Here is a 22,057-nt window from a genome sequence, read left to right as displayed (position 1 = left end):
TATTGCCCTGACATACCCAACGCGGACTGGCTTCCATGGGCCGGCACCGGTTCCCACGGATAATGGGCGACGTTCACCTGCCGGCGGCGGCAGCGGACATCGTAGCAAAGACTTAGGTCGCCGGAACCGGATGCAGGAGGCGCATCCCCGGCGGAAAACAGGTACGGAAGGACAAGGAAAAGATCATGCAGAGCGGCATCGAAAGGGAACTTACGGGCGACCTCCCATTTCCTGGAACTTTGATCGGAGCAAACGACATGGCGGTGTCCAGCGACGCGGAACAGAAATTCGACCGGGTCAAGACCCAGTTGAAGGCGCGCCTGGGAACCGAAGTCTATTCGAGCTGGTTTGGCCGCATGAAAGTCGCCGAGGCTTCCAAGGGCATTGTCCGCATCTCGGTGCCTACCGCCTTCCTGCGCTCATGGATCAACGGCCACTATCTCGACCTCATCTCCGAACTGTGGAAGCAGGAGGATCCCGATCTTCTCAAGATCGACATCGTCGTGCGCACGGCAACCCGTCAGGGACGCGCCCAGGCCGAGCCAGAGGTAACGCCGGCACGCAGCAAGGTGACACGGCAGACGCAGACGGCGCTTGCCGCAGGCACAGTCAGCCCCAGCCGGGTGGAGCGCGCATCGACTCCGCGTCCGGGCACACCCGTCGAGAGCGAATTCCGCCACAACGTTCTGGGGTCACCGCTCGATCCACGCTACACGTTCGGCTCTTTCATCGAGGGGCCGTCGAACCGGGTGGCCTTCGCCGCCGCCAAGGCAGTGGCGGAATCGCAATCGAGCGCGGTGCGCTTCAATCCGCTCTTCCTTCACGCAACCGTCGGGCTCGGCAAGACCCATTTGCTGCAGGCCATCGCCGCGGAATCGCTGAAGCAGAACCCCAAGTCGCGCGTCGTCTATCTCACGGCCGAGTATTTCATGTGGCGCTTTGCCACCGCCATCCGCGACAACAACGCTCTGACGCTCAAGGAGCAGCTGCGCGACATCGACCTGCTCATCATCGACGACATGCAGTTCCTGCAGGGCAAGTCGATCCAGCACGAATTCTGCCACCTGATCAACATGCTGCTCGACAGCGCCAAGCAGGTCGTCGTCGCTGCCGACCGGCCACCATCGGAACTGGAATCGCTCGAACCGCGGGTCCGTTCGCGCCTCAATGGCGGTGTCGCGCTTGAAATGTCGGCGCCCGATTTCGCCATGCGCCTCGGCATGCTCAAATTGCGCCTTGCCACGGCCAGGAGCGACGACGCATCCCTCGACATTTCGGAGGAGATCCTCAATCACGTCGCCCGCACCGTGACCGGCAGCGGACGCGAGCTGGAAGGCGCCTTCAATCAGCTTTTGTTCCGTCAATCCTTCGAGCCGCAGATCACCATCGACCGGATCGACGAAATCCTCGGCCACATCTATCGCACAGGTGAGCCGAAGCGTGTCCGTATCGAGGACATCCAGCGCATCGTGGCGCGTCACTACAATGTGTCGAAGACCGAATTGCTGTCCAACCGGCGCACGCGCACCATCGTCAAGCCGCGGCAGGTCGCCATGTACCTGTCGAAGGTGATGACGCCGCGCTCGCTACCCGAGATCGGACGGCGTTTCGGTGGCCGCGATCACACCACGGTGCTGCATGCCGTGCGCAAGATCGAGGACCTTTCCGGCAACGACAACACGCTGGCGCAGGAACTTGAGCTTTTGAGGCGGCTGATCAACGATCAGGCCTGACCCTCCGGGAGGGCCGAACCGAAACAACGCCGGGATTCAATGGCTTGCCTGTGTAGCGCCGGGCCTGCATCGGGCTCGTGGCGTGGCCTGGAAGCGATCTGGATTTCGGTTTTTCGACACTGGCTCGCGGACTTCGGGCGCGTTATCCCCAGAAAGCCCGCGTAGCCGGCCTGAACCGGCGGCGCGGGCTTGCGTTTGCTGGTTTTTTCCTGTCAGTTTACGCAGATTCTGAGCCTATTCAGACCTTTCGCGGGACGCCGCTCACTGGTGACCCGTCATTCATTCAAGCGAGCCTGTTTCGTCATGCGTGTTATCCTGGAACGGTCAAATCTCCTGAAGTCGCTCAACCACGTCCACCGTGTGGTCGAGCGGCGAAACACCATACCGATCCTGTCCAACGTGCTGCTCGGCGCCGAAGGCGCCAGCCTCGAAATGAAGGCGACCGATCTCGACCTCGAGGTGACCGAAGCGACGCCCGCCAAGGTGGAGCGCGGCGGGGCGACGACGGTCCCGGCACATCTGCTCTACGACATCGTGCGCAAGCTCGCCGATGGCGCCGAGGTGATGCTGAAGACGGACGAGGACGGCAACGCCATGACGGTGACGTCCGGCCGCTCGAGCTTCCGCCTTCAGTGCCTGCCGCAATCCGACTTCCCGGAGCTTTCGGCCGGATCCTTCTCGCATATCTTCCGTCTCGACTCGGTTGCCCTGAAAGGCCTGATCGAGAAGACCCAGTTCGCCATCTCCACCGAGGAGACACGCTATTACCTGAACGGCATCTACCTGCACACGCATGAGGTCGGCGGCAAGCTGAAGCTGCGCTCGGTGGCGACCGACGGCCACCGCCTGGCGCGCGCCGAGATCGACGCGCCGGCGGGTTCCGAGGGCATGCCGGGCATCATCATTCCGCGCAAGACGGTGAGCGAGCTGCAGAAGCTTGTCGACGATCCGGATGTCGCGGTGACCACCGAACTGTCGGACACCAAGATCCGCTTCACCATCGGCAGCGTGGTTTTGACCTCGAAGCTGATCGACGGCACCTTCCCCGATTATCAGCGGGTCATTCCGACAGGCAACGACAAGAAGCTGATCATCGACCGCCAGAGCTTTGCCGCCGCCGTCGATCGTGTCTCGACCATCTCTTCCGAACGCGGTCGCGCGGTGAAGCTGTCGATCAGCGAGGGTCAGGTGACGCTTGCGGTCAACAATCCGGATTCAGGCAGCGCCACCGAAGAACTGTCCGCTGACTATTCATCCGATCCGATCGAGATCGGCTTCAACGCCAAGTACCTGCTCGACGTTGCCGCGCAGCTGACCGGCACGGAGGCCAAGTTCATGCTGGCGGATGCCGGTTCGCCGACGCTGATCCACGACATGGCCGACGAGACCGCACTCTATGTGCTGATGCCGATGCGCGTGTAGCGGCGCGGTGTCAGCACTTCGGTCCTGTTGTGGACCGGCGGCAAGCGCGATATTTACGGCGACTTCTATAGGCGGATAGCGGTTGCCGGCACAGAACCATATAAGTAAGCTAACACTTACTAATTTCCGCAACTATGCGGCGCTGACGATCGATCTGGCGCCAGGTGCCGTGGTTTTTTCCGGCGACAACGGCGCCGGCAAGACCAATCTCCTCGAAGCGATCTCCTTTTTGACACCGGGACGTGGCTTGCGCCGCGCGCCCTACGCCGATGTCGCGCGCGAGGGCGGCGACGGCGGCTTTGCGCTGCATGCCCGGCTCGACGGACCTGATGGCCAGGTCGAGATCGGAACAGGCATTTCCGGCGGTGACACCGCCGGCGAAGGCGGCAGGCGGGTACGCATCAACGGAGCTTCGGCGCGTTCGGCCGAGGACATGCTGGAATGGCTGCGCGTGGTTTGGCTGACGCCAGCCATGGACGCGTTATTCACCGGACCGGCCGCGGATCGCCGGCGCTTCCTCGACCGGCTGGTGCTGGCGATCGATCCCGGCCACGGGCAACGTGCGATCGACTACGAGAAGGCGATGCGCGGTCGTAACCGACTGCTTACCGAAAGCTCTCGGGACGACCGCTGGTTCGACGCTATCGAGACGCAGATGGCCGAAACCGGTGTGGCGATTGCCGCGGCGCGCGCCGAGATGGTGCGCCTGCTGGCCGCCATGATCGACAGGCTGCCCGACACGGGACCGTTTCCGCAAGCCGATATCGGCCTTTCAGGCGAGCTGGAAGCCGAGATTGCCGTGGCGCCGGCGGTCGATGTGGAGGAACGCTTCCGTCGGACGCTTGCCGAGGGCCGCGAGCGCGATCGCGCCGCCGGGCGTACGCTCGACGGCCCGCACCGTTCGGACCTGGTGGTTCGGCACCGCCCCAAGGCGATGCCGGCCGAGCTCTGCTCGACCGGCGAGCAGAAGGCGCTGCTGGTCGGCATCGTGCTGTCGCACGCAAGGCTGACCGGCGAAATGTCGGGCATGACGCCGATCCTGCTGCTCGACGAGATCGCTGCGCATCTCGACAGCGGGCGGCGCGCGGCGCTGTTTTCCATCCTGGAGGAACTGAACTGCCAGGCATTCATGACAGGAACCGATGCTGCGCTGTTTTCCAGTCTCCAGGGCCGTGCGCAATTCCTGACCGTCGACCACGGGACGGTTGGGCCAACCGAAGACCCCTGACAAGGTTTTTCCGTGCCTGTATGATCAGGCAATGACCACTGCCGCCCTGACCGCAGACGAGATCGAACGCTATGCCCGCCACATCGTGCTGCCGGAAATCGGCGGCGCCGGACAGCAGAGGCTGAAGCAGGCCCGGGTGCTGGTCATCGGCGCCGGCGGGCTGGGCGCCCCGGTGCTTGAATATCTTGCCGCCGCCGGCGTCGGCACGCTTGGCGTGGTCGATGACGACACCGTTTCGCTCTCCAACCTGCAGCGTCAGGTCATTCACGGCACCGACACTGTCGGCCTGCTGAAAACCGACAGCGCCAAGGCGGCAATCGCCCGCATCAATCCCAATACCACAGTCGAACCGCATACGTTCCGGCTGACCACGGACAATGCGCCTGCCCTCGTCGCCCGCTATGACATCGTCGTCGACGGTTCCGATAATTTCGAAACGCGCTACGCCGTGGCCGATGCCTGCGCGAGCGCTGGGAAACCGCTGGTGCATGCCGCCGTCGGACGCTTCGACGGCTCGGTCACGGTGCTGAAGCCCTTCGAAGACGGCAAGGACGGCAAGCCCAACCCAGGCTATCGTGACCTGTTTCCCGAAGCGCCACCGCCGGGCCTGGTGCCGTCCTGCGCCGAAGTCGGCGTGCTTGGCGCGCTGACCGGCGTCATCGGCACGCTGCAGGCCATGGAGGCGGTCAAGCTGATCACCGGCGTGGGCGAACCGCTGGTCGGCCGGCTGCTGCTTTATGATGGGCTGGCGGCGCGCTTCGACACCATCCGTTACAAGAGAAGCTGAATTCTTGGGCCGGATCGAAGCAGTCTCCATCAGGCGGATCCCGACCGATTTCGACCGTTGGGACGATGTGCTCGCATTGATCATGCGTGCCTTCGCCTCGATGGACGATGTCATCGACCCGCCCTCCTCGGCCCACCTTTTGACCGCAGACACTCTGCGGGACAAGGCAGGGCGGGAGACCGGCTTCGTGGCGCTCAAGGGCGATCGGATCGTCGGCTGCGTCTTTGCCCTTGAAAAGGTGGCAGAGTTCTATGTCGGCAAGCTCGCCGTGGCGCCGGACTGCCAGGGACAAGGCATTGGACGGCAGCTGATGCAGGCGGTCGAAGACCTTGCCCGCAGCCGCGGCAAGGCCGCCATCGAGCTTCAGACGCGGATCGAGTTGACCGCAAACCATGCGGCCTTTGCTCGCCTCGGCTTTCGCGAAACTGAACGGACGGCGCATGACGGCTATGCCAGGCCGACTTCGGTCACCATGCGCAAAGCCCTCCCGTAAGTCTTATCTTACGGTTTGTGGGCCACGGATATTGCACCGCGACAGCATCAGGTCCTGAGCGGCAGCACGCGGTCTGGTGGGCGGTGGCCGTCAACGAAGGCGCGGATGTTGATGATGACCTTTTCACCCATGTCGATACGGCCCTCGAGCGTCGCCGAGCCCATATGCGGCAAAAGCACGACCTTGTTCTTGGCCGCGAGCTTCAGCAGCTTGCCGTTCAAGGCCGGCTCGTGCTCGTAGACATCGAGGCCGGCGCCGGCGATCTTGCCGTCCTGGATCAGCTTGACCAGTGCTTCCTCGTCGATGATGTCGCCGCGCGCGGTGTTGACGACATAGGCGGTGGGCTGCAGTAGCGCCAGCCGCCGCGCCGAAAGCAGATGGAAGGTTGCCGGCGTCGAGGGACAGTTGACCGAGATGATATCCATGCGGGCCAGCATCTGGTCGAGGCTTTCCCAATAGGTCGCCTCCAGCCCGTCTTCCACGGCCGGCAGCACGCGGTGGCGGTTGTGATAGTGGATCGACAGTCCGAAGGCCTTGGCCCGCCTGGCTACGGCCGTGCCGATCCGCCCCATGCCGACAATGCCGAGCCGCTTGCCCCAGATGCGCCGGCCCAGCATCCAGGTCGGCGACCAGCCGGCCCATTTCTTGTCGCCGGTGAGCACATTGGCGCCTTCCGCGAGCCGCCGCGGCACCGCCAGCATCAGCGCCATCGTCATGTCGGCGGTGTCTTCGGTCAGGACATTCGGCGTGTTGGTGACGGTGATGCCCCTCTTGGCCGCAGCCGCGACATCGATCTTGTCGACGCCGTTGCCAAAATTGGCGATCAGCTTGAGGTTGTCGCCTGCCTGAGCGATCAGCGCCGCGTCGATATTGTCGGTAATGGTCGGCACCAGAACGTCGGCTTCCTTGACCGCCGCGACCAGTTCCGGCTGCGTCATCGGCCGGTCCTCGACATTCAGCCTTGCGTCGAACAGTTCGCGCATGCGGGTCTCGACCGGGTCGGGCAGCTTGCGCGTGATGACGACAAGAGGCCTTTTTTTGCCTGCCATTGTTTCCCTCTCGAGTATTTGCCGCAATTCCGAACGCAAAACCGCTTCACAGGTTTGCTGGAATTGCTCTAACCCGATCTCGTTGAGACCTCTTTAACCAAGACCGGCGAAACTGAAAGCCGGTCGCGGTGCCGATTACCCATGTAACAAGCGGTGCCGCCGAAGACAAAGAAAAAGGGGCGCCGAGGCAAGCGCCGAAAGGAATGAAAGTGTCTGGTTTCGCGTCGCTTCGCCTGGCCCTCAGTGCAGCATTTTTCGGCGCTCTGCTTTATTCTCCGCTTACGGCGGCACAGAGTGCGGCTGCACCTGCCCAGAGCGTCGTCACGCTCGGGCCGAGCGGCCTGCCGCTGCCGCGATTCGTCAGCCTGAAATCCGGCCGCGTCAACTCGCGCGTCGGCCCCGGCGCCAACTACTCGGTCGACTGGATGTACATGAAGGCCGGCCTGCCGATGGAGATCATCCAGGAATTCGACACATGGCGCCGCGTGCGCGATGCCGATGGTTCGGAAGGCTGGATCAACCAGTCGCTGCTTTCCGGCCGACGCACGGCAATCGTCGCACCATGGCAGCGTGGCAAGGGCACCCGGCTCAATCTTCTCAACAGCCCCGACAAGGATGCAAGGGTGGTCGCGATGATCGAACCTGGCGTCATGGGTACGATCAAATCCTGCGACGGCCAGTGGTGCGAAATGACGTTCGAAGGCCACACCGGCTGGCTTGCCCAGTCGGTCGTCTGGGGCGCCTATCCCGGCGAACGGGTCAAGGACTGATTCTCTTTCGCGGTCCTGGCTTTATGCCCGATACGGCCGAGATGGGTGTCCTGGAAGCCGGTCGGCAGCTTCAGACCGTAGCCCAGCGCACGGTCGATGGCGATGTGGGCGATCCATATCAGCGCAACCGCCATCGCGGCCGTATTGCCCCACATGTGCCCGCCGAGCAGCAGCAGCACGGGCACGATCAGGATGTGCAAGGCGTTGTAGGCAAGGGCACCGACGCGCGGACCGGCCAGATAGCCCGACATCGATAGGTCAGGCGCCAAGATAAGCAATCCGAAGAGCCACCAGGAGATGCCGGTCGAACCGTAGAAAATGACGGCAGCCAGTGCCACGATCGCCCATTCGAGCCGGATTACGAAATCGAGGGGTTTCATCCCTGGCCGATAATTCTGGCTTGGCAGATGATTCTGGCCTCGCCAGTCATTCGCAGCGTTTGGGGCGCAGCCTCACTACGATGTCGACATTGGCGATCTCCATCCCTTCCGGAGGCTCCGGCAGGTTGGCAACCGTCACCGGACCGCTGTCGATGTCGAATATACGGTTTTCGCCTTCGATGTAGAAATGGTGGTGGTCGGAGGTGTTGGTGTCGAAATAGGTTTTCGCGCCTTCGACGGCGAGGATGCGCAAAAGTCCCGCCTGGGTAAACTGGTGAAGGGCATTGTAGACGGTGGCCAGCGACACCGGCACGCCGGCGGCAACCGCCTCCTCGTGCAGTTCCTCGGCCGACAGATGCCGGTCGCCCTTGGCGAAAAGCAGATCGGCCAGCGCAATGCGCTGACGCGTCGGCCTCAGCCCGGCTTCACGGACCCGCTTGTCCACAGCGACATTTTCCTTCCGGCCGTCCAGGTCCATCTTCTCGTCGAACCCCACAGTTCCGCCCCAAGACACGCCCAGAATGGCAAAAAAATGAACGTCTGCCGAAACCGGACCTCTCAGGACATATATTCTGTCGTCCGAATGCGATCAATAGCGCGCATTGACCCAGGCAGACGAGCAGGCTAAGCGCAAACGCCGGTTTCCGGCCTGAAACAGATTGTGTTAGGAAACCAACGACAAGGGCCCCCGATGGCCCGGAACGATATGGGATGAGATTGATGGCGGGTAAATCCAGCTACGAGTACGACGAATTGCTGGCCTGCGCCCGCGGCGAACTGTTCGGACCGGGCAACGCCCAGCTTCCCTATCCGCCAATGCTGATGTTCGACCGCATCACCGAGATCAGCGAGACCGGCGGCGCCTTCGAGAAGGGTTTCATCCGCGCGGAGTTCGACATCAAGCCGGACCTGTGGTTCTTTGCCTGCCATTTCATCGGCAATCCGATCATGCCGGGGTGCCTCGGCCTCGACGCCATGTGGCAACTGACCGGCTTCTACCTTGGCTGGCTTGGCGAACCCGGCAAGGGAATGGCGCTGTCGACCGGCGAAGTGAAATTCAAGGGCATGGTCACGCCCTCGGTGAAGAAGGTCGAATATGGCATCGACTTCAAGCGCGTGATGCGGGGCCGGCTGGTGCTCGGCATCGCCGATGGCTGGCTGAAGGCGGATGGCGAACCCATATACGCGGCAACGGATTTGAAAGTCGGTCTGTCCAAGCAGTCGGCGGTCGGCTGACCGGCACCCCTGGCCAGCCCCCTTGGCCGGCATCCCTGGAAGGAGTTGCGAATGAGACGTGTCGTAGTCACAGGCCTCGGCATCGTGTCGTCGATCGGCAACAATGCCAACGAGGTGCAAGCCTCGCTGCATGACGCCAGATCAGGCATCAGCTTCTCGGATTCCTTCGCCGAACACGGCTTCCGCTGCCAGGTCTGGGGAGCGCCGACGCTCGATCCATCGGCGATGATCGATCGCCGTGCGATGCGCTTCCTGAGCCAGGGGGCTGCATGGAACCACGTCGCCATGGACCAGGCGATCGCGGATGCGGGCCTCGGCGAGAGCGACATCACCAATGAGCGCACCGGCATCGTCATGGGATCGGGCGGACCATCCACCCGCACCATCGTCGAAGCTGCCGAAACGACGCTGAAGAACGGCAGTCCCAAGCGCATCGGTCCGTTCGCGGTGCCGAAGGCAATGTCGTCGACCGCATCGGCGACGCTTGCCACATGGTTCAAGATCCACGGCGTCAACTACTCGATCTCGTCGGCCTGTTCGACCTCGGCGCATTGCATCGGCAATGGCTATGAATTGATCCAATGGGGCAAGCAGGACATCGTCTTCGCCGGCGGCCACGAGGATCTCGACTGGACGATGTCGGACCTGTTCGACGCCATGGGCGCCATGTCGTCGAAATTCAACGACAAGGCATCGACCGCCTCCCGTGCCTATGACGTCAATCGCGACGGCTTCGTCATTGCCGGCGGCGCCGGTGTGCTGGTGCTGGAAGAGCTTGAGCATGCCAAGGCGCGCGGCGCCAAGATCTATGCCGAGATCGTCGGCTATGGCGCGACGTCGGATGGCTACGACATGGTTGCTCCTTCAGGCGAAGGCGCGGTCCGCTGCATGCGCCAGGCGCTGGCCACGGTTTCCACGCCGGTCGACTACATCAACACCCATGGCACATCGACGCCGGTGGGAGATTCCAAGGAAGTGGGCGCCATCCGCGAGGTGTTCGGCCCAGAGATGCCGTACATCACCTCGACGAAGTCGCTGACCGGCCATTCGCTGGGCGCGGCCGGCGTGCAGGAATCCATCTACTCGATCCTGATGATGCAGGGCGGTTTCATCGGCGAAAGCGCCCATATCGAGACCCTCGACCCCGAATTCGAGGGCATGCCGATCGTGCGAAAGCGCATCGACGATGCCAGGATCGACACTGTTTTGTCCAATTCGTTCGGCTTCGGTGGCACCAACGCCACGCTCGTTTTCCAGCGCTATTCCGCATAAGGATTTGCCGGCCATGGACGGATTGATGAAGGGCAAGCGCGGGCTTGTCATGGGTGTCGCCAACGATCATTCGATCGCCTGGGGCATCGCCCGGAAATTATCCGAACACGGGGCGGAACTCGCCTTCACCTATCAGGGCGATGCCTTCGGACGCCGGGTCAAGCCGCTGGCCGACAAGCTCGGCGCCTCGCTGGTCGTGCCGTGCGACGTCGAGGACAGCGCTTCGGTCGCCGCCACGTTCGAGACCCTGGGCAACGAATGGGGCGGGCTGGATTTCATCGTCCACGCCATCGGCTTTTCCGACAAGAACGAGTTGAAAGGCCTCTACGCCGACACCAGCCGGGACAATTTCGTCCGCACCATGGTGATCTCCTGCTACTCCTTCACCGAGGTCGCCCGCCATGCGGCCACCTTGATGAAGGACGGCGGATCGATGATCACGCTGACCTATGCGGGCTCCGTCCGCGTCATGCCGAACTACAATGTCATGGGCGTCGCCAAGGCCGGACTGGAGGCCAGCGTGCGCTACCTCGCCAACGATTACGGTCCGCGCGGCATCAGGGTAAACGGCATATCGGCTGGGCCCGTGCGCACGCTCGCCGGCGCCGGCATTTCGGACGCCCGCCACATGTTCTCCTACCAGCAGCGAAACTCGCCACTGCGCCGCACGGTGACCATCGACGAGGTCGGTGGTTCGGCGCTTTATCTGTTGTCGGATCTGTCTTCCGGGGTTACCGGCGAAATCCACTATGTCGATTCCGGCTATCACATCGTTTCCATGCCGACGCTCGATGAATTGAAGCAGACCGACGGCGGGCGAGACTAACGCCTGTCGGCCAAAGGTGCGCGACGGTTTTGAAATGGCGGACATCTGAAAACACGAAGCTTAAAGCGCGCGGCTAAACCCCGTTTCAGCGCCAGTCGCATTGATCCGCTCAAGAAATACTTTCGGTCCAATAAAATTTGATTCATTCGCGGAAACTCATTTTAAGGAGATATCCGCTAGAAAGCCCCGTACTCAGGGGAACTTTCAATGCTCGCCGTCAGCAACCCGAAGCGAACACCGGTGTTCCGACTGCTCACCATAGCGAGTTCGGGTCTCGGCAGTTTCGTCCTCGGGCTCTGGGGCCTGAAGCTCGGTCTCGGCGATGGCTTTGCCGGCATCTCCGCCGACATGATGGTCTCGGTGATGGCCGCTCTTTGCGCACTGGCGGCGTCGGTCGCCGCGATGTCCTTCTTCGCCGGCGTCGATGAATCGGCGGATTTCGTCTTCACGGAAACCCATTTCGACAAGCTGACCGGCCTGGTGGCACGTCCGGCGATGGTCGGCAAGATTGCCGAGGCGGCATGCGCGACCAGCCGGACCGGCGAGCCGATGTTCCTCATCGATATCGACATCGACCGGTTCAAGCAGATCAATGACGCCATCGGCTACAGCCAGGGCGACGAGCTGATCCGCGCCTTCACCAAGCGCTTGAAGACGTGCGTGCCGCCGCGCGCGCTGATCGGACGCATCGGCGCCGGTGAATTCGCGATCCTGCTCCCCGACAACCAAGTCGCAGGGTCCTTGGAAAGCACCATAGAGAGGCTCATCGACGAGATGATGGAGCCCTATGATCTCGGTACGCACCTGCAATCGGTCAGCCTGTCGGTCGGCATCGTGGCGATGCCAAAGGACGGTGTCGATCCCGTCCTCATCCTGCGCCGCTCCAATCTGGCGCTGCAGAACGCGCGCGCCAGCGGCGTCGGCAACTGGTCCGTCTTCCATGCCGAAATGGGCAGGGTCGCCGACCATCGCCAGTGGATCGAATCCGAACTGCATACAGCCTTCGAGCGCGGTGACTTCGACCTTCATTACCAGCCGCAGCTCGATCTCCCGACCGGCCGCATCGTCGGCTACGAAGCGCTGATCCGCTGGCGGCATCCGGAACGCGGCATGATCCCGCCGATGGAGTTCATTCCGATCGCCGAGGAAACCGGCATGATCGGTCCGATCGGCGAATGGGTGCTGCGCAAAGCCTGCAGCGACGCCCGGCATCTGCCCGACGACTGCTTCGTCGCCGTCAACATCTCGCCCGTCCAGTTCATGACCAAGGACTTCGTCGGCATCGTGCGCGACACCATGACGAGCACCGGCATCAAGCCGTCACGGCTGGAACTGGAAGTGACCGAGACGGCGATGATGCAGGATCGCGACCGCGCCGCCGCCATCCTGAAGGAGCTTGCGGATATCGGCATTTCGGTCGCCGTCGATGATTTCGGCACCGGCTATTCCAATTTGAGCTACCTGATCGATTTCTCATTCGGCAAGCTGAAGATCGACCGGTCCTTCGTCAGCCGCCTCGACACGGATTCCAGCTCCGGCGCGGTCGTCTCGACCATCGTCGGGCTTTCGCGCGCGCTCGGCGTCAGCATCATTGCCGAAGGCGTCGAGACCGAAAGCCAGGCGACACTGCTCAGGGCAGCCGGCTGCGAGGTGGTGCAAGGCTACCTGTATGGCAGGCCCGCCCCCCTCAAGATCAGGGTCGGCGACGTGCATATCACCGATGAGGTCCGGCGCGTTGCCAATCTGCATTGAGTGCGACGCGATATCTGTTTTCGTCTGAGCATGATCTTTTCCGAAACCGGTATCCACTTTTCGGGATCATGCTTCAACGACGAGCGGAAAGCACCTTGAACATGCCGTCACGAGCGAGTTCGGCATGGCTCGAAAAGGCAGCCGCCAAGATCGGCTCGTAGGGAAGCTGACGGTTGGCGACCATGAACAGCCGCCCACCCGGCTTCAAGGCCTTGGCCGCCGCTCGGATCATGCCGGCGCCGATCTCCGGCTCGGCCGCCCGGCTGCGGTGAAAGGGCGGGTTCATGGCAATCGCGTCGTAGCGCTTCTCGACTGGTTCCTTCAGCAGATCGATCCAGAAGAAATTCCGGGCGATCGGCTGGCTGACCGCTGCCAGATTGAGCTTCGCGGCTTCAAGCGCGGCGAAATCGGCCTCATAGAGGTCGAGCGCCTGAACGCCGGGGGAGCGGGCGGCGATCTCGGCCGCCACATAGCCCCAGCCGGCGCAGAGATCGGCAATGTTGCCACGCAGGTCATTGGGCAAATTCTCGACCAGCAATTTCGAGCCGGTATCGATCCGGTCGAACGAGAACATGCCGGGCGCGGTGTGGAACCGGCCTTCAACCAGCCGAGCGGGGTTGGCAGCGCGCAATTCTTCCGCGGCGGCCAGATCGGCGGGACGTCGCAGCCAGAAGGCAATGCCGTGATATTTGGGCAAATGGCCTTCAAGCGGCACAAGCTCGTCAACGCGCTTGCGCAGGCTGGCAATGCCATCGTCCTTGCCGCCGGCAATGACGACCAGGCCGCCCGGCGCCACGCACTCAAGCGCCTGCGCGATGCGCACTTCGTTCAAGCCGCGATGCCGGCCGGCAAGCACAAGTGCCATATCGAAGCCATCGCCTTCCACTTGCGCGGTGACGACGAAGCCAGACGCCTGCAGCGCGCTGAAATGCGGCCGGAAACCCTGCACGAGGTGAAGTGTCGCCTCAAAGCCTTCAGGCAGGCGAAAACCCGGCTCAGCGCCGAGAAACAGGGCGCGCGTGCCCTTGCCCGGTAGAGAAACAGCCTCCGCCTCGAAGGGATGGAAAAGCGTCTTCAACGGCTCGGCGGACATTGTTCGATCTCGACTTGTCTAAGCGCTTTGAAACCCAGGCTGAAAATGAAAACGGGCGCGACATAAGCCGCGCCCGTTTCGATTCATGGTCTCAGACCAATCAGGCGGCGTTTTCTTCGCCTTCGGTCTTCTTGTCGCGGGCGAGTTCCTTGCCGGTGGCCTGGTCGACGACCTTCATCGACAGGCGGACCTTGCCGCGCTCGTCGAAGCCCATCAGCTTGACCCAGACCTTGTCGCCTTCCTTGACCACATCCGAGGTCTTGGCGACCCGGTCGTTGGCAAGCTGCGAGATGTGGACGAGGCCGTCACGCGGACCGAAGAAATTGACGAAAGCGCCGAAGTCCGCGGTCTTGACGACCGTACCTTCGTAGATCTCGCCGACTTCCGGCTCGGCGACGATGGTGTGGATCCACTTCTTCGCCGCCTCGATCTCCTTGGCATTGGACGAAGCGATCTTGACCGTGCCGTCGTCCTCGATGTTGATCTTGGCGCCGGTCTTTTCGACGATCTCGCGGATCACCTTGCCGCCCGAGCCGATCACGTCACGGATCTTGTCGGTCGGGATGTGCATCACTTCGATGCGCGGTGCGAACTCACCGAGTTCCGAACGCGCGCCGGTCAGAGCATGCGCCATCTCGCCGAGGATGTGCTGGCGGCCATCCTTGGCCTGGTCCAGCGCGATCTTCATGATCTCCTCGGTGATGCCTTCGATCTTGATATCCATCTGCAGCGAGGTGATGCCGTTGGCGGTGCCGGCGACCTTGAAGTCCATGTCGCCGAGGTGATCCTCGTCACCGAGGATGTCGGATAGAACGGCGAAACGCTCGCCTTCCTTGATCAGGCCCATGGCGATACCGGCGACGGGCTTGGCCAGCGGCACGCCGGCATCCATAAGCGCCAGCGAGGTGCCGCAGACGGTGGCCATCGACGACGAACCGTTGGACTCGGTGATCTCCGAGACGACACGCAGCGTGTAGGGGAACTGGTCGGCGCTCGGCAGCATCGGGCGAATGGCGCGCCAGGCGAGCTTGCCATGGCCGATTTCGCGGCGACCCGGCGAACCCATGCGGCCGGTCTCGCCGACGGAATAGGGAGGGAAGTTGTAGTGAAGGAGGAACTTCTCCTTGTACATGCCGGTCAGCGAATCGACATACTGCTCGTCCTCGCCGGTGCCGAGCGTGGCAACGACCAGCGCCTGGGTCTCGCCGCGGGTGAACAGCGCCGAACCGTGGGTGCGCGGCAGGACGCCGACTTCGGAGACGATCTTGCGGACCGTCTTGAGGTCACGGCCATCGATGCGCGAACCGGTGTCGAGGATGTTCCAGCGCACGACCTTGGCCTGGAGTTCCTTGAATACCGAACCGATCTGCTCGGAAGTGTACTTGGCATCTTCGCCTTCGGCCGGGGCAAACGCTGCCTTGACCTTCGCCTTGACGGCGTCGACGGCGGCGTAACGCTTCTGCTTGTCGACGTTCTTGTAGGCATTGCTGAGTTCGTCGCCGACGATCTTCAGCATCTCGGCTTCAAGCGCGGAATAGTCCGGCGCGGTGAAGTCGCGCGGCTCCTTGGCGGCGACTTCGGCCAGCTTGATGATGGCGTCGATGACCGGTTGGAAGCCCTTGTGGCCGAACATGACGGCGCCGAGCATCAGCTCTTCGCCCAATTCCTTGGCTTCGGACTCAACCATCAGCACAGCGTCGGCGGTGCCGGCGACAACGAGGTCGAGCTTGGATTCCTGCATCTCGTCGACATGCGGGTTCAGAACGTATTCGCCGTTGATGTAGCCGACGCGGGCGCCGCCGACCGGGCCCATGAAGGGAACGCCGGAGAGCGTCAGGGCGGCCGAAGTGGCAACGATCGACAGGATGTCGGGATCGTTCTCGAGATCATGCTGGACGACGGTGACGACGATCTGGGTGTCGTTCTTGTAGCCGGAGGCGAAGAGCGGGCGGATCGGGCGGTCGATGAGGCGGGAAACCAGCGTTTCCTTCTCGCTCGGACGGCCTTCACGCTTGAAATAGCCACCCGGGATCTTGCCGGCGGCGTAGGTCTTTTCCTGGTAGTTGACGGTCAGCGGGAAGAAATCGAGGCCGGGCTTCGGCTCCTTCATCGAAACGACGGTGGCGAGGACCTTGGTCTCGCCGTAGGTGGCGAGCACCGCGCCATCAGCCTGGCGCGCGATCTTGCCGGTTTCGAGGATGAGCGGACGACCGCCCCATTCGATTTCCACTTTGTGGTGATTGAACATCTCTTGTCCTTAATATGAGGAAAGGGCCGCGCCGTTTCACGGTGCGCGGAGATGCCCTTTCCCTGGCTTCCTTTCTCGGGCAGCCACGGGCAAGACAACGGGAGGCTCGGGTGTTTCGGCGCGGTGCGCGCGAGCGTCCTGCAATCCTGCCCCATGACCGTCCATGGGCGGTTTCGAGTGCCCTCTGCACGATCGAAACCGGGTCTGGCCAGTCGATACGACTGGCAGAATGCGCGACCGGCGGGCTCTCCTTCGAAAGCCCGCCGGTCAATTCGTCAACGACGCAGACCGAGCTTCTCGATCAGCGTCTGGTAGCGCGCGTCGTCCTTGCGCTTGAGATAATCAAGCAGGCTGCGGCGCTGGGAGACGAGAGCAAGCAGACCACGGCGGGAATGGTTATCCTTCTTGTGGTCCTTGAAATGGTCGGTCAGGTTCTTGATTCGCTCGGAAAGGATGGCCACCTGGACTTCCGGAGACCCGGTATCGCCCTTGGCGGTTGCGAATTCACCCATCAATTCCTGTTTGCGCTCGGCAGTAATCGACATCGTGTTTTTCCTTATCTGTTTGAGGAAACGGGTCGCCCTCAGCCGGGATGTCGTCCAGCAGGGGCCGGTGCAAGCAAAGCGTCATAGCGCTAAGCTGCGGCGCATATAGTGCAATTCCCCGGAAAACACCAGCCCAATTCACAAGCCGGCTTTTCAGGCCAAAATGGCAGGTTTATCCCTGTCAAAGCCATTTCTTCCATTTGAAGAAGGCGATCAGCCCGAACGCGACAAGCGCCATGAACAGCAGCGACAAGGGATAGCCGTAGTAGGCCTTCAGTTCCGGCATGTTCCAGGGCGAAGACTCCGGATCGAAATTCATGCCCCAGATGCCGACCAGGAAGGTGAGCGGCATGAAGATGACCGAGACGATGGTGAGATAGCTGATAACGTCGTTGGTGCGCGCCTGGCTCAGCGACAGGTGCATCTCGATCAGGCCGGTCAGCATATCGCGCTGGGTCTCGACCAGCTCGATCAGCCTGAGCGCATGGTCGAGCGTGTCGTTGAGGAAGATCTTGGTCTCGGCCTTCACATAGGGCACATCGTTGCGGATCAGCGTCGCCAGCGCATCGCGCATCGGCCACAGCACGCCTTTCAGCACGTTGGCGTCACGCCGCAATTCATGTAGCTGCCGCATCTGGTGTTTGTGCGGCGAATGCAGCATCTGGTCCTCGATGCTGTCGACCATGTCACCGGCGGCCTCGATCGGCGGAAAATAGCTGTCGACGATGGCATCGATCAGCGCATAGGCAAGATAGTCGGCGCCGCGGGCGCGCAGCCGGTTGGGCGCCGAACTTTCGATGCGCTTGCGCACCGGATCGAATGGATCGCCTTCCCGCTCCTGGAAGGTAACGACGAAGTTGCTGCCGAAGAAGACGGCGATCTGCTCATAGCGGTGCGAGGTGACATCGTCGATCATCCTGACGACGACGAAGGCATGGTCCTCGAAGAAGTCGACCTTAGGCCGCTGGCCGGTGTTGACGACGTCCTCCAGCGCCAGCGGATGCAGGCTGAAAATGCGGCCGATCTCCTCGATCAGCGGGATGTTGGCGAGGCCGGTGCAGTCGAGCCAGAGGACCGGCCATTTGTGGCAATGGGTGTTGAGGTCGTCGATGCTGGCATTTTCGATAGTCTTGAATTTTTCGGGCGAGATCAGCGTCAGACGCAGTTCCGAGCGACGCGCCGACGGGTCGGCGATCAGCGTGCCGGGCGACGCACCGACCGGCGGCCGCCGCGTTTTCGCCGGTGCCCGCGTCTTCACGGTCTCAGCCTTTGCCATATTCCCCTCGTGCGAGTCCTCGCCTCGACATTAGACGACAGGAATCAACCGGCAAAGACCCGCTTGGGCTTGAACATGCCTTGCTCAATGGCACCGATGGCGACCAGCTTGCCGCGCGCCGTGGCGCAGGCTTCTTCGGCTTCCACCGGTGCGTCGCGGCCGCGGATGATGACCGGGTTGCCGAGGCGGATCTTGGTTGCCGCGTCATCGCTGATGGCGATCTGCGGCAGGCAATCGAGGGCAGCCGATGTGTCGACCAGAAGCGCATCGATGGCGTCGAAGTCGATTGGCGCTTCCACCTTGTCGGCAGCCTCTGCCTTGTCAGCGGCTTCTGTCGTGTCCGAGCTGTCGACCTCCTCCACACCGAAACGGGCGGCTTCCAGTTCGGCGATGGTGACGAAGTCTTCCGAGGTGAACGGCTCGACCTCGACCCGGCGCAATTCGGAGATGTGACCGAAGCAGCCGATGTCGCGGCCCATGTCGCGGGCCAGCGAGCGCACATAGGTGCCCTTGCCGCACTCGACCTCGAAAACAGTATGGTCGGCGCCATGCTCGACAACGTCCAGACGGCCGATCTCGATCTCGCGCGCGGGTATGTCGACCGTCGCGCCGTCGCGGGCCAGATCATAGGCGCGCTCGCCTGCGATCTTGATGGCCGAGAATTGCGGCGGCGTCTGCATGATGACGCCGGTGTATTTCGGCAGCAGGGCGAGCAGTTGGGCTTCCGACGGACGCAGGTCGGATTCTTTCGTCACCGGACCTTCGAGGTCATCGGTCGAACGCTCCTGTCCCCAGGCAACGGTGAAGCGATAGATTTTGGCGCCGTCCTGCACGTAAGGCACGGTCTTGGTAGCCTCGCCAAGCGCGATCGGCAGCATGCCGGATGCCAGCGGGTCGAGCGTGCCTGCATGGCCGGCCTTTTCCGCCTGGAACAGCCATTTGATCTTGGAGACGGCTTCGGTCGAGCCCATGCCGACCGGCTTGTCCAGGATCAGCCAGCCCGAGATCGGCCGGCCCTTCTTCTTGCCGCGACGCGCCACTATTCGGTGTCCTTGTTGTCGTCTTTGTCCTGGTCCGCGTTTTCCTGGTCCTCAGGACCCAGATCGCGCGCCACTTCCGGCGATTTCAAGAGGTCGTTGATCCTGGCAAAATTGTCGAAGGAGGTATCGAGCTTGAAGCGGAACTCAGGCATGAACTTCATCTGCCGCAGCGCGCCGGAGACACGGCCACGGACGAATTTCGCATGCTTGTTCAACGCCTCGACCACCGCATCGGCATCTTTGGCGCCGAGCGGCGAGACGAAAGCGGTAGCGACCTTCAAATCGGGCGACATGCGCACTTCCGAGACCGACACCACGGTGTTCTCGATCAGCGGATCGATGATCTCGCCGCGCTGCAGGGTTTCGGATAGCGCATGGCGCACCTGTTCGGCGACGCGCAGCATGCGCTGGGATGGGCTGGATGCGGTTGGACGGGGCATTTTTCTCAATCCTGAAAGCGTGAGGCGCGGGATGGAACCGTGCCGCATGTCTCATATGGGCATTCTCAATAGACTTGGGGCGGCGGCCTTTCGACCACCGCCCGGTATGGACAAGTCATTCGAACTCAGAGTGTCCGGGTCACCATCTCGACGCGGAAGCACTCGATGACGTCGCCGACGCGCATGTCCTCGTAGTTCTGGAAGGCCATGCCGCACTCCTGGCCGCCGGGGACTTCCGAAACTTCGTCCTTGAAGCGCTTCAGCGTCTTCAGCGTGCCTTCGTGGATGACGACGTTGTCGCGGATCAGGCGCACGCCCGCACCACGCTCGACCTTGCCTTCGGTGACACGGCAGCCGGCGATCTTGCCGACCTTGGTGATGTCGAAGATTTCGAGGATCTGCGCATTGCCGATGAAGGTCTCGCGACGTTCCGGCGACAGCAGGCCCGACAGAGCCGCCTTCACGTCATCCACAAGGTTGTAGATGATCGAGTAGTAGCGGATCTCGATGCCAGCCGCCGCAGCAGCGGCACGTGCCTGGACGTTGGCGCGGACGTTGAAGCCGATGATCGCGGCACCCGAAGTCTCGGCCAGCGACACGTCGCTTTCGGTAATGGCGCCGGCGCCGGCATGGACGATGCGTGCACGAACCTCGTCGGTGCCGAGCTTATCGAGTGCGGCGTTGATCGCCTCGATCGAGCCCTGCACGTCGCCCTTGATGACCAACGGGAATTCCTTCAGCCCGCTTGTCTGCAATTGCGACATCATCTGCTCGAGCGAACCGCGCTGGCCGGCATGCTTGGCAACCGCCTTCTCGCGCGCCAGACGCTGGCGGTATTCGGTGATCTCGCGGGCACGGGCCTCGTTATTGACCACGGCGAAGCGATCGCCGGCCTGCGGGGTGCCCTGCAAGCCAAGCACTTCTACCGGCATCGCCGGCGGCGCTTCCTTGATCTGCACGCCACGATCGTTGACCAGCGCACGCACCCGGCCCCATTCATTGCCGGCAACGAGGATGTCGCCCGGCATCAGCGTGCCGGTCTGCACCAGCACGGTGGCAACGGGACCACGGCCCTTGTCGAGCTGGGCCTCGATGACGACGCCTTCGGCGGTACGGTCCGGATTGGCCTTCAGGTCGAGAATTTCGGCCTGCAGCAGGATCGCCTCGAGCAGTTTGTCGAGATTGGTGCCCTTGGTCGCCGACACTTCGACGTCCAGAACTTCACCGCCCATGGATTCGACGAAAACCTCGTGGCGCAGCAGTTCGGAGCGCACCTTCTGCGGATCGGCATCATGCTTGTCGATCTTGTTGATCGCCACGATGATCGGAACGCCGGCCGCCTTGGCATGGCTGATCGATTCGATCGTCTGCGGCATGACGCTGTCATCGGCCGCAACCACCAGGATGGCAATATCGGTCGCCTGGGCGCCACGAGCACGCATCGCCGTGAAGGCGGCGTGGCCGGGCGTGTCGATGAAGGTGATCTTGTGACCATTCTTCTCAACCTGGTAGGCGCCGATATGCTGGGTGATGCCGCCGGCTTCGCCGGAGACGACATTGGCGTTGCGGATCGCGTCGAGCAGCGAGGTCTTGCCATGATCGACGTGACCCATGATCGTCACGACCGGCGGACGCGAAACCAGGTCCTCGGCATTGTCGGCGATGTTGAACAGGCCTTCCTCGATGTCGGACTCGGCGACGCGGCGGACCGTGTGGCCGAATTCGGTGGCGACCAGCTCGGCCGTGTCGGCGTCGATGACGTCGCCCGGCTTCAGGATCTGGCCCTGCTTCATGAAGAACTTGACCAGGTCGACCGCGCGCTCGGACATGCGTTGCGCCAGTTCCTGGATGGTGATGGTCTCTGGCAGGATCACTTCGCGCATGACTTTCTCGCGCGGCTCATTGTGCATCGCGCGCTTGAATTTTTCCTGGCGGCGACGCATCGACGACAGCGAACGGGCTCGCGCATCTTCGTCGGACAATGCCGAATTCAGCGTCAGCTTGCCACGGCGGCGATCTTCCTCGCTCTTGGTCGGCTTGGCCGGACGCGCCGCTTCAGGCGTGACCGGACGGCGCACCGGTGCGCCGGCGCCAACCCGCTTCGGCTTGGCCACTTCCTCGTCATCGACTGTTGCCAGTTCGGCAGCCAATGGCGCGCGGCGACGCGCCTCTTCCTCGGCCCGACGGCGGGATTCGGCCTCGGTCTGCAACCGTGCTTCTTCCTCGGCCTGGCGGCGCGCGGATTCATCGCGTTCGCGCTTGCGGCGCTCTTCGTCCTCGGCGCGACGCTTGGCATCCTCGGCGGCGCGCTGGCGGTCCTCGACCTCGCGAACCTTCGAGCCTTCGAGCGCCCTGCGGCGTGCTTCCATTTCACTGCGCGACAGTTCGTTCAGCACCATGCCGCTGCGCTCGACCGGGGCCGGGGGCGGCGGGGGTGGCGGCGCCTTCGGTGCTTCCGGCACGACGA

20 protein-coding genes are annotated in these 22,057 nt (G+C 62.7%); 10 read left to right on the top strand and 10 right to left on the bottom strand.

Annotated elements, in window-relative coordinates:
- Nucleotides 1–257: 257 nt before the first annotated feature.
- The 5 genes from dnaA to EN990_RS26910 all read left to right on the top strand — a co-directional run bounded on the left by dnaA (nt 258) and on the right by EN990_RS26910 (nt 5,663).
- Entirely contained in the window at nt 258–1,733 is a 1,476-nt protein-coding gene (gene dnaA, locus EN990_RS26930; protein ID WP_224618575.1) for a chromosomal replication initiator protein DnaA, read from the top strand.
- Nucleotides 1,734–2,036: 303 nt separating this feature from the next.
- Nucleotides 2,037–3,155, top strand: a complete 1,119-nt coding sequence (dnaN, locus tag EN990_RS26925) for a DNA polymerase III subunit beta (protein ID WP_013527877.1) — start codon at nt 2,037–2,039, stop codon at nt 3,153–3,155.
- A gap of 82 nt (nt 3,156–3,237) precedes the next feature.
- On the top strand, nt 3,238–4,383 hold the full coding sequence (gene recF, locus EN990_RS26920) for a DNA replication/repair protein RecF (RefSeq protein ID WP_013527878.1): 1,146 nt from the start codon (nt 3,238–3,240) through the stop codon (nt 4,381–4,383).
- Between the two features lie 31 nt (nt 4,384–4,414).
- Nucleotides 4,415–5,170 (top strand): molybdopterin-synthase adenylyltransferase MoeB, encoded by a 756-nt coding sequence (locus EN990_RS26915; RefSeq protein WP_013527879.1) that lies wholly within the window; start codon nt 4,415–4,417, stop codon nt 5,168–5,170.
- Between the two features lie 4 nt (nt 5,171–5,174).
- Nucleotides 5,175–5,663 carry a GNAT family N-acetyltransferase gene (locus EN990_RS26910; RefSeq protein ID WP_013527880.1) on the top strand — a complete coding sequence of 163 codons (489 nt, stop codon included), beginning with the start codon at nt 5,175–5,177 and terminating at the stop codon, nt 5,661–5,663.
- 47 nt (nt 5,664–5,710) lie between these two features.
- On the opposite strand, the gene EN990_RS26905 is transcribed toward EN990_RS26910, so the two are convergent.
- Nucleotides 5,711–6,712, bottom strand: coding sequence for a D-glycerate dehydrogenase (locus EN990_RS26905; RefSeq protein WP_013527881.1), 1,002 nt, complete (start codon nt 6,710–6,712; stop codon nt 5,711–5,713).
- A 209-nt stretch (nt 6,713–6,921) separates the two neighbouring features.
- On the opposite strand from EN990_RS26905, the gene EN990_RS26900 reads away from it, so the two are divergent.
- Nucleotides 6,922–7,482, top strand: coding sequence for an SH3 domain-containing protein (locus EN990_RS26900; protein WP_127368360.1), 561 nt, complete (start codon nt 6,922–6,924; stop codon nt 7,480–7,482).
- On the opposite strand, the gene EN990_RS26895 is transcribed toward EN990_RS26900, so the two are convergent.
- Nucleotides 7,455–7,862 carry a DUF4260 domain-containing protein gene (locus EN990_RS26895; RefSeq protein WP_127368359.1) on the bottom strand — a complete coding sequence of 136 codons (408 nt, stop codon included), beginning with the start codon at nt 7,860–7,862 and terminating at the stop codon, nt 7,455–7,457. The genes EN990_RS26900 and EN990_RS26895 overlap by 28 nt on opposite strands.
- Before the next feature lie 46 nt (nt 7,863–7,908).
- Complete coding sequence (irrA, locus tag EN990_RS26890) at nt 7,909–8,340, bottom strand: iron response transcriptional regulator IrrA (protein WP_164753836.1); 432 nt, start codon at nt 8,338–8,340, stop codon at nt 7,909–7,911.
- A gap of 242 nt (nt 8,341–8,582) precedes the next feature.
- Here irrA and fabA point away from each other — a divergent pair, with 242 nt between their 5' ends.
- The 4 genes from fabA (at nt 8,583) to EN990_RS26870 (ending at nt 12,948) form a co-directional block, all read left to right on the top strand.
- Nucleotides 8,583–9,098 (top strand): 3-hydroxyacyl-[acyl-carrier-protein] dehydratase FabA, encoded by a 516-nt coding sequence (gene fabA, locus EN990_RS26885; protein ID WP_013527885.1) that lies wholly within the window; start codon nt 8,583–8,585, stop codon nt 9,096–9,098.
- Nucleotides 9,099–9,149: 51 nt separating this feature from the next.
- Nucleotides 9,150–10,370 (top strand): beta-ketoacyl-ACP synthase I, encoded by a 1,221-nt coding sequence (gene fabB, locus EN990_RS26880; RefSeq protein WP_127368357.1) that lies wholly within the window; start codon nt 9,150–9,152, stop codon nt 10,368–10,370.
- A 13-nt stretch (nt 10,371–10,383) separates the two neighbouring features.
- The gene (gene fabI / locus EN990_RS26875) at nt 10,384–11,196 is read left to right on the top strand and encodes an enoyl-ACP reductase FabI (RefSeq protein WP_013527887.1); all 813 of its coding nucleotides are present in this window, start codon (nt 10,384–10,386) and stop codon (nt 11,194–11,196) included.
- 207 nt (nt 11,197–11,403) lie between these two features.
- Entirely contained in the window at nt 11,404–12,948 is a 1,545-nt protein-coding gene (locus tag EN990_RS26870) for a bifunctional diguanylate cyclase/phosphodiesterase (protein ID WP_027161757.1), read from the top strand.
- A gap of 73 nt (nt 12,949–13,021) precedes the next feature.
- Here EN990_RS26870 and EN990_RS26865 read toward each other — a convergent pair whose 3' ends face one another.
- The 7 genes from EN990_RS26865 to infB form a co-directional block, all read right to left on the bottom strand.
- The gene (locus EN990_RS26865) at nt 13,022–14,041 is read right to left on the bottom strand and encodes a class I SAM-dependent methyltransferase (RefSeq protein ID WP_127368356.1); all 1,020 of its coding nucleotides are present in this window, start codon (nt 14,039–14,041) and stop codon (nt 13,022–13,024) included.
- 100 nt (nt 14,042–14,141) lie between these two features.
- Nucleotides 14,142–16,289, bottom strand: coding sequence for a polyribonucleotide nucleotidyltransferase (gene pnp, locus EN990_RS26860; protein WP_013527890.1), 2,148 nt, complete (start codon nt 16,287–16,289; stop codon nt 14,142–14,144).
- Nucleotides 16,290–16,564: 275 nt separating this feature from the next.
- Nucleotides 16,565–16,876 carry a 30S ribosomal protein S15 gene (gene rpsO, locus EN990_RS26855; protein WP_269470859.1) on the bottom strand — a complete coding sequence of 104 codons (312 nt, stop codon included), beginning with the start codon at nt 16,874–16,876 and terminating at the stop codon, nt 16,565–16,567.
- Nucleotides 16,877–17,015: 139 nt separating this feature from the next.
- A complete protein-coding gene (gene corA / locus EN990_RS26850; RefSeq protein WP_063169994.1) occupies nt 17,016–18,110 on the bottom strand; it encodes a magnesium/cobalt transporter CorA in 1,095 nt (364 codons plus the stop codon).
- Between the two features lie 44 nt (nt 18,111–18,154).
- On the bottom strand, nt 18,155–19,150 hold the full coding sequence (gene truB / locus EN990_RS26845; RefSeq protein WP_127369867.1) for a tRNA pseudouridine(55) synthase TruB: 996 nt from the start codon (nt 19,148–19,150) through the stop codon (nt 18,155–18,157).
- Nucleotides 19,150–19,590 (bottom strand): 30S ribosome-binding factor RbfA, encoded by a 441-nt coding sequence (gene rbfA / locus EN990_RS26840; protein ID WP_024503464.1) that lies wholly within the window; start codon nt 19,588–19,590, stop codon nt 19,150–19,152. Before rbfA ends, truB begins: the two co-directional genes overlap by 1 nt.
- 125 nt (nt 19,591–19,715) lie before the next feature.
- Nucleotides 19,716–22,057: translation initiation factor IF-2 (infB, locus tag EN990_RS26835; RefSeq protein ID WP_127388428.1), on the bottom strand; the 2,342-nt coding region annotated here is incomplete at its 5' end.

The sequence above is a fragment of the Mesorhizobium sp. M7A.F.Ca.US.005.03.1.1 genome (genome assembly GCF_003997975.1).
In the GTDB taxonomy this organism is placed as follows: Bacteria; Pseudomonadota; Alphaproteobacteria; order Rhizobiales; family Rhizobiaceae; genus Mesorhizobium; species Mesorhizobium ciceri.
The sequence above is the reverse complement of the archived record's forward strand: the minus strand, read 5'-3'. Positions and strand labels throughout refer to the sequence as shown.

Bases quoted from the DNA above. Each gene is read 5' to 3' on its own strand.
- dnaA (WP_224618575.1), top strand. From the start codon at position 258: ATGGCGGTGTCCAGCGACGCGGAACAGAAATTCGACCGGGTCAAGACC.
- dnaN (WP_013527877.1), top strand. From the start codon at position 2,037: ATGCGTGTTATCCTGGAACGGTCAAATCTCCTGAAGTCGCTCAACCAC.
- EN990_RS26915 (WP_013527879.1), top strand. From the start codon at position 4,415: ATGACCACTGCCGCCCTGACCGCAGACGAGATCGAACGCTATGCCCGC.
- EN990_RS26905 (WP_013527881.1), bottom strand. From the start codon at position 6,712: ATGGCAGGCAAAAAAAGGCCTCTTGTCGTCATCACGCGCAAGCTGCCC.
- EN990_RS26895 (WP_127368359.1), bottom strand. From the start codon at position 7,862: ATGAAACCCCTCGATTTCGTAATCCGGCTCGAATGGGCGATCGTGGCA.
- irrA (WP_164753836.1), bottom strand. From the start codon at position 8,340: ATGGACCTGGACGGCCGGAAGGAAAATGTCGCTGTGGACAAGCGGGTC.
- fabA (WP_013527885.1), top strand. From the start codon at position 8,583: ATGGCGGGTAAATCCAGCTACGAGTACGACGAATTGCTGGCCTGCGCC.
- fabB (WP_127368357.1), top strand. From the start codon at position 9,150: ATGAGACGTGTCGTAGTCACAGGCCTCGGCATCGTGTCGTCGATCGGC.
- fabI (WP_013527887.1), top strand. From the start codon at position 10,384: ATGGACGGATTGATGAAGGGCAAGCGCGGGCTTGTCATGGGTGTCGCC.
- EN990_RS26870 (WP_027161757.1), top strand. From the start codon at position 11,404: ATGCTCGCCGTCAGCAACCCGAAGCGAACACCGGTGTTCCGACTGCTC.
- EN990_RS26865 (WP_127368356.1), bottom strand. From the start codon at position 14,041: ATGTCCGCCGAGCCGTTGAAGACGCTTTTCCATCCCTTCGAGGCGGAG.
- pnp (WP_013527890.1), bottom strand. From the start codon at position 16,289: ATGTTCAATCACCACAAAGTGGAAATCGAATGGGGCGGTCGTCCGCTC.
- corA (WP_063169994.1), bottom strand. From the start codon at position 18,110: ATGGCAAAGGCTGAGACCGTGAAGACGCGGGCACCGGCGAAAACGCGG.
- rbfA (WP_024503464.1), bottom strand. From the start codon at position 19,590: ATGCCCCGTCCAACCGCATCCAGCCCATCCCAGCGCATGCTGCGCGTC.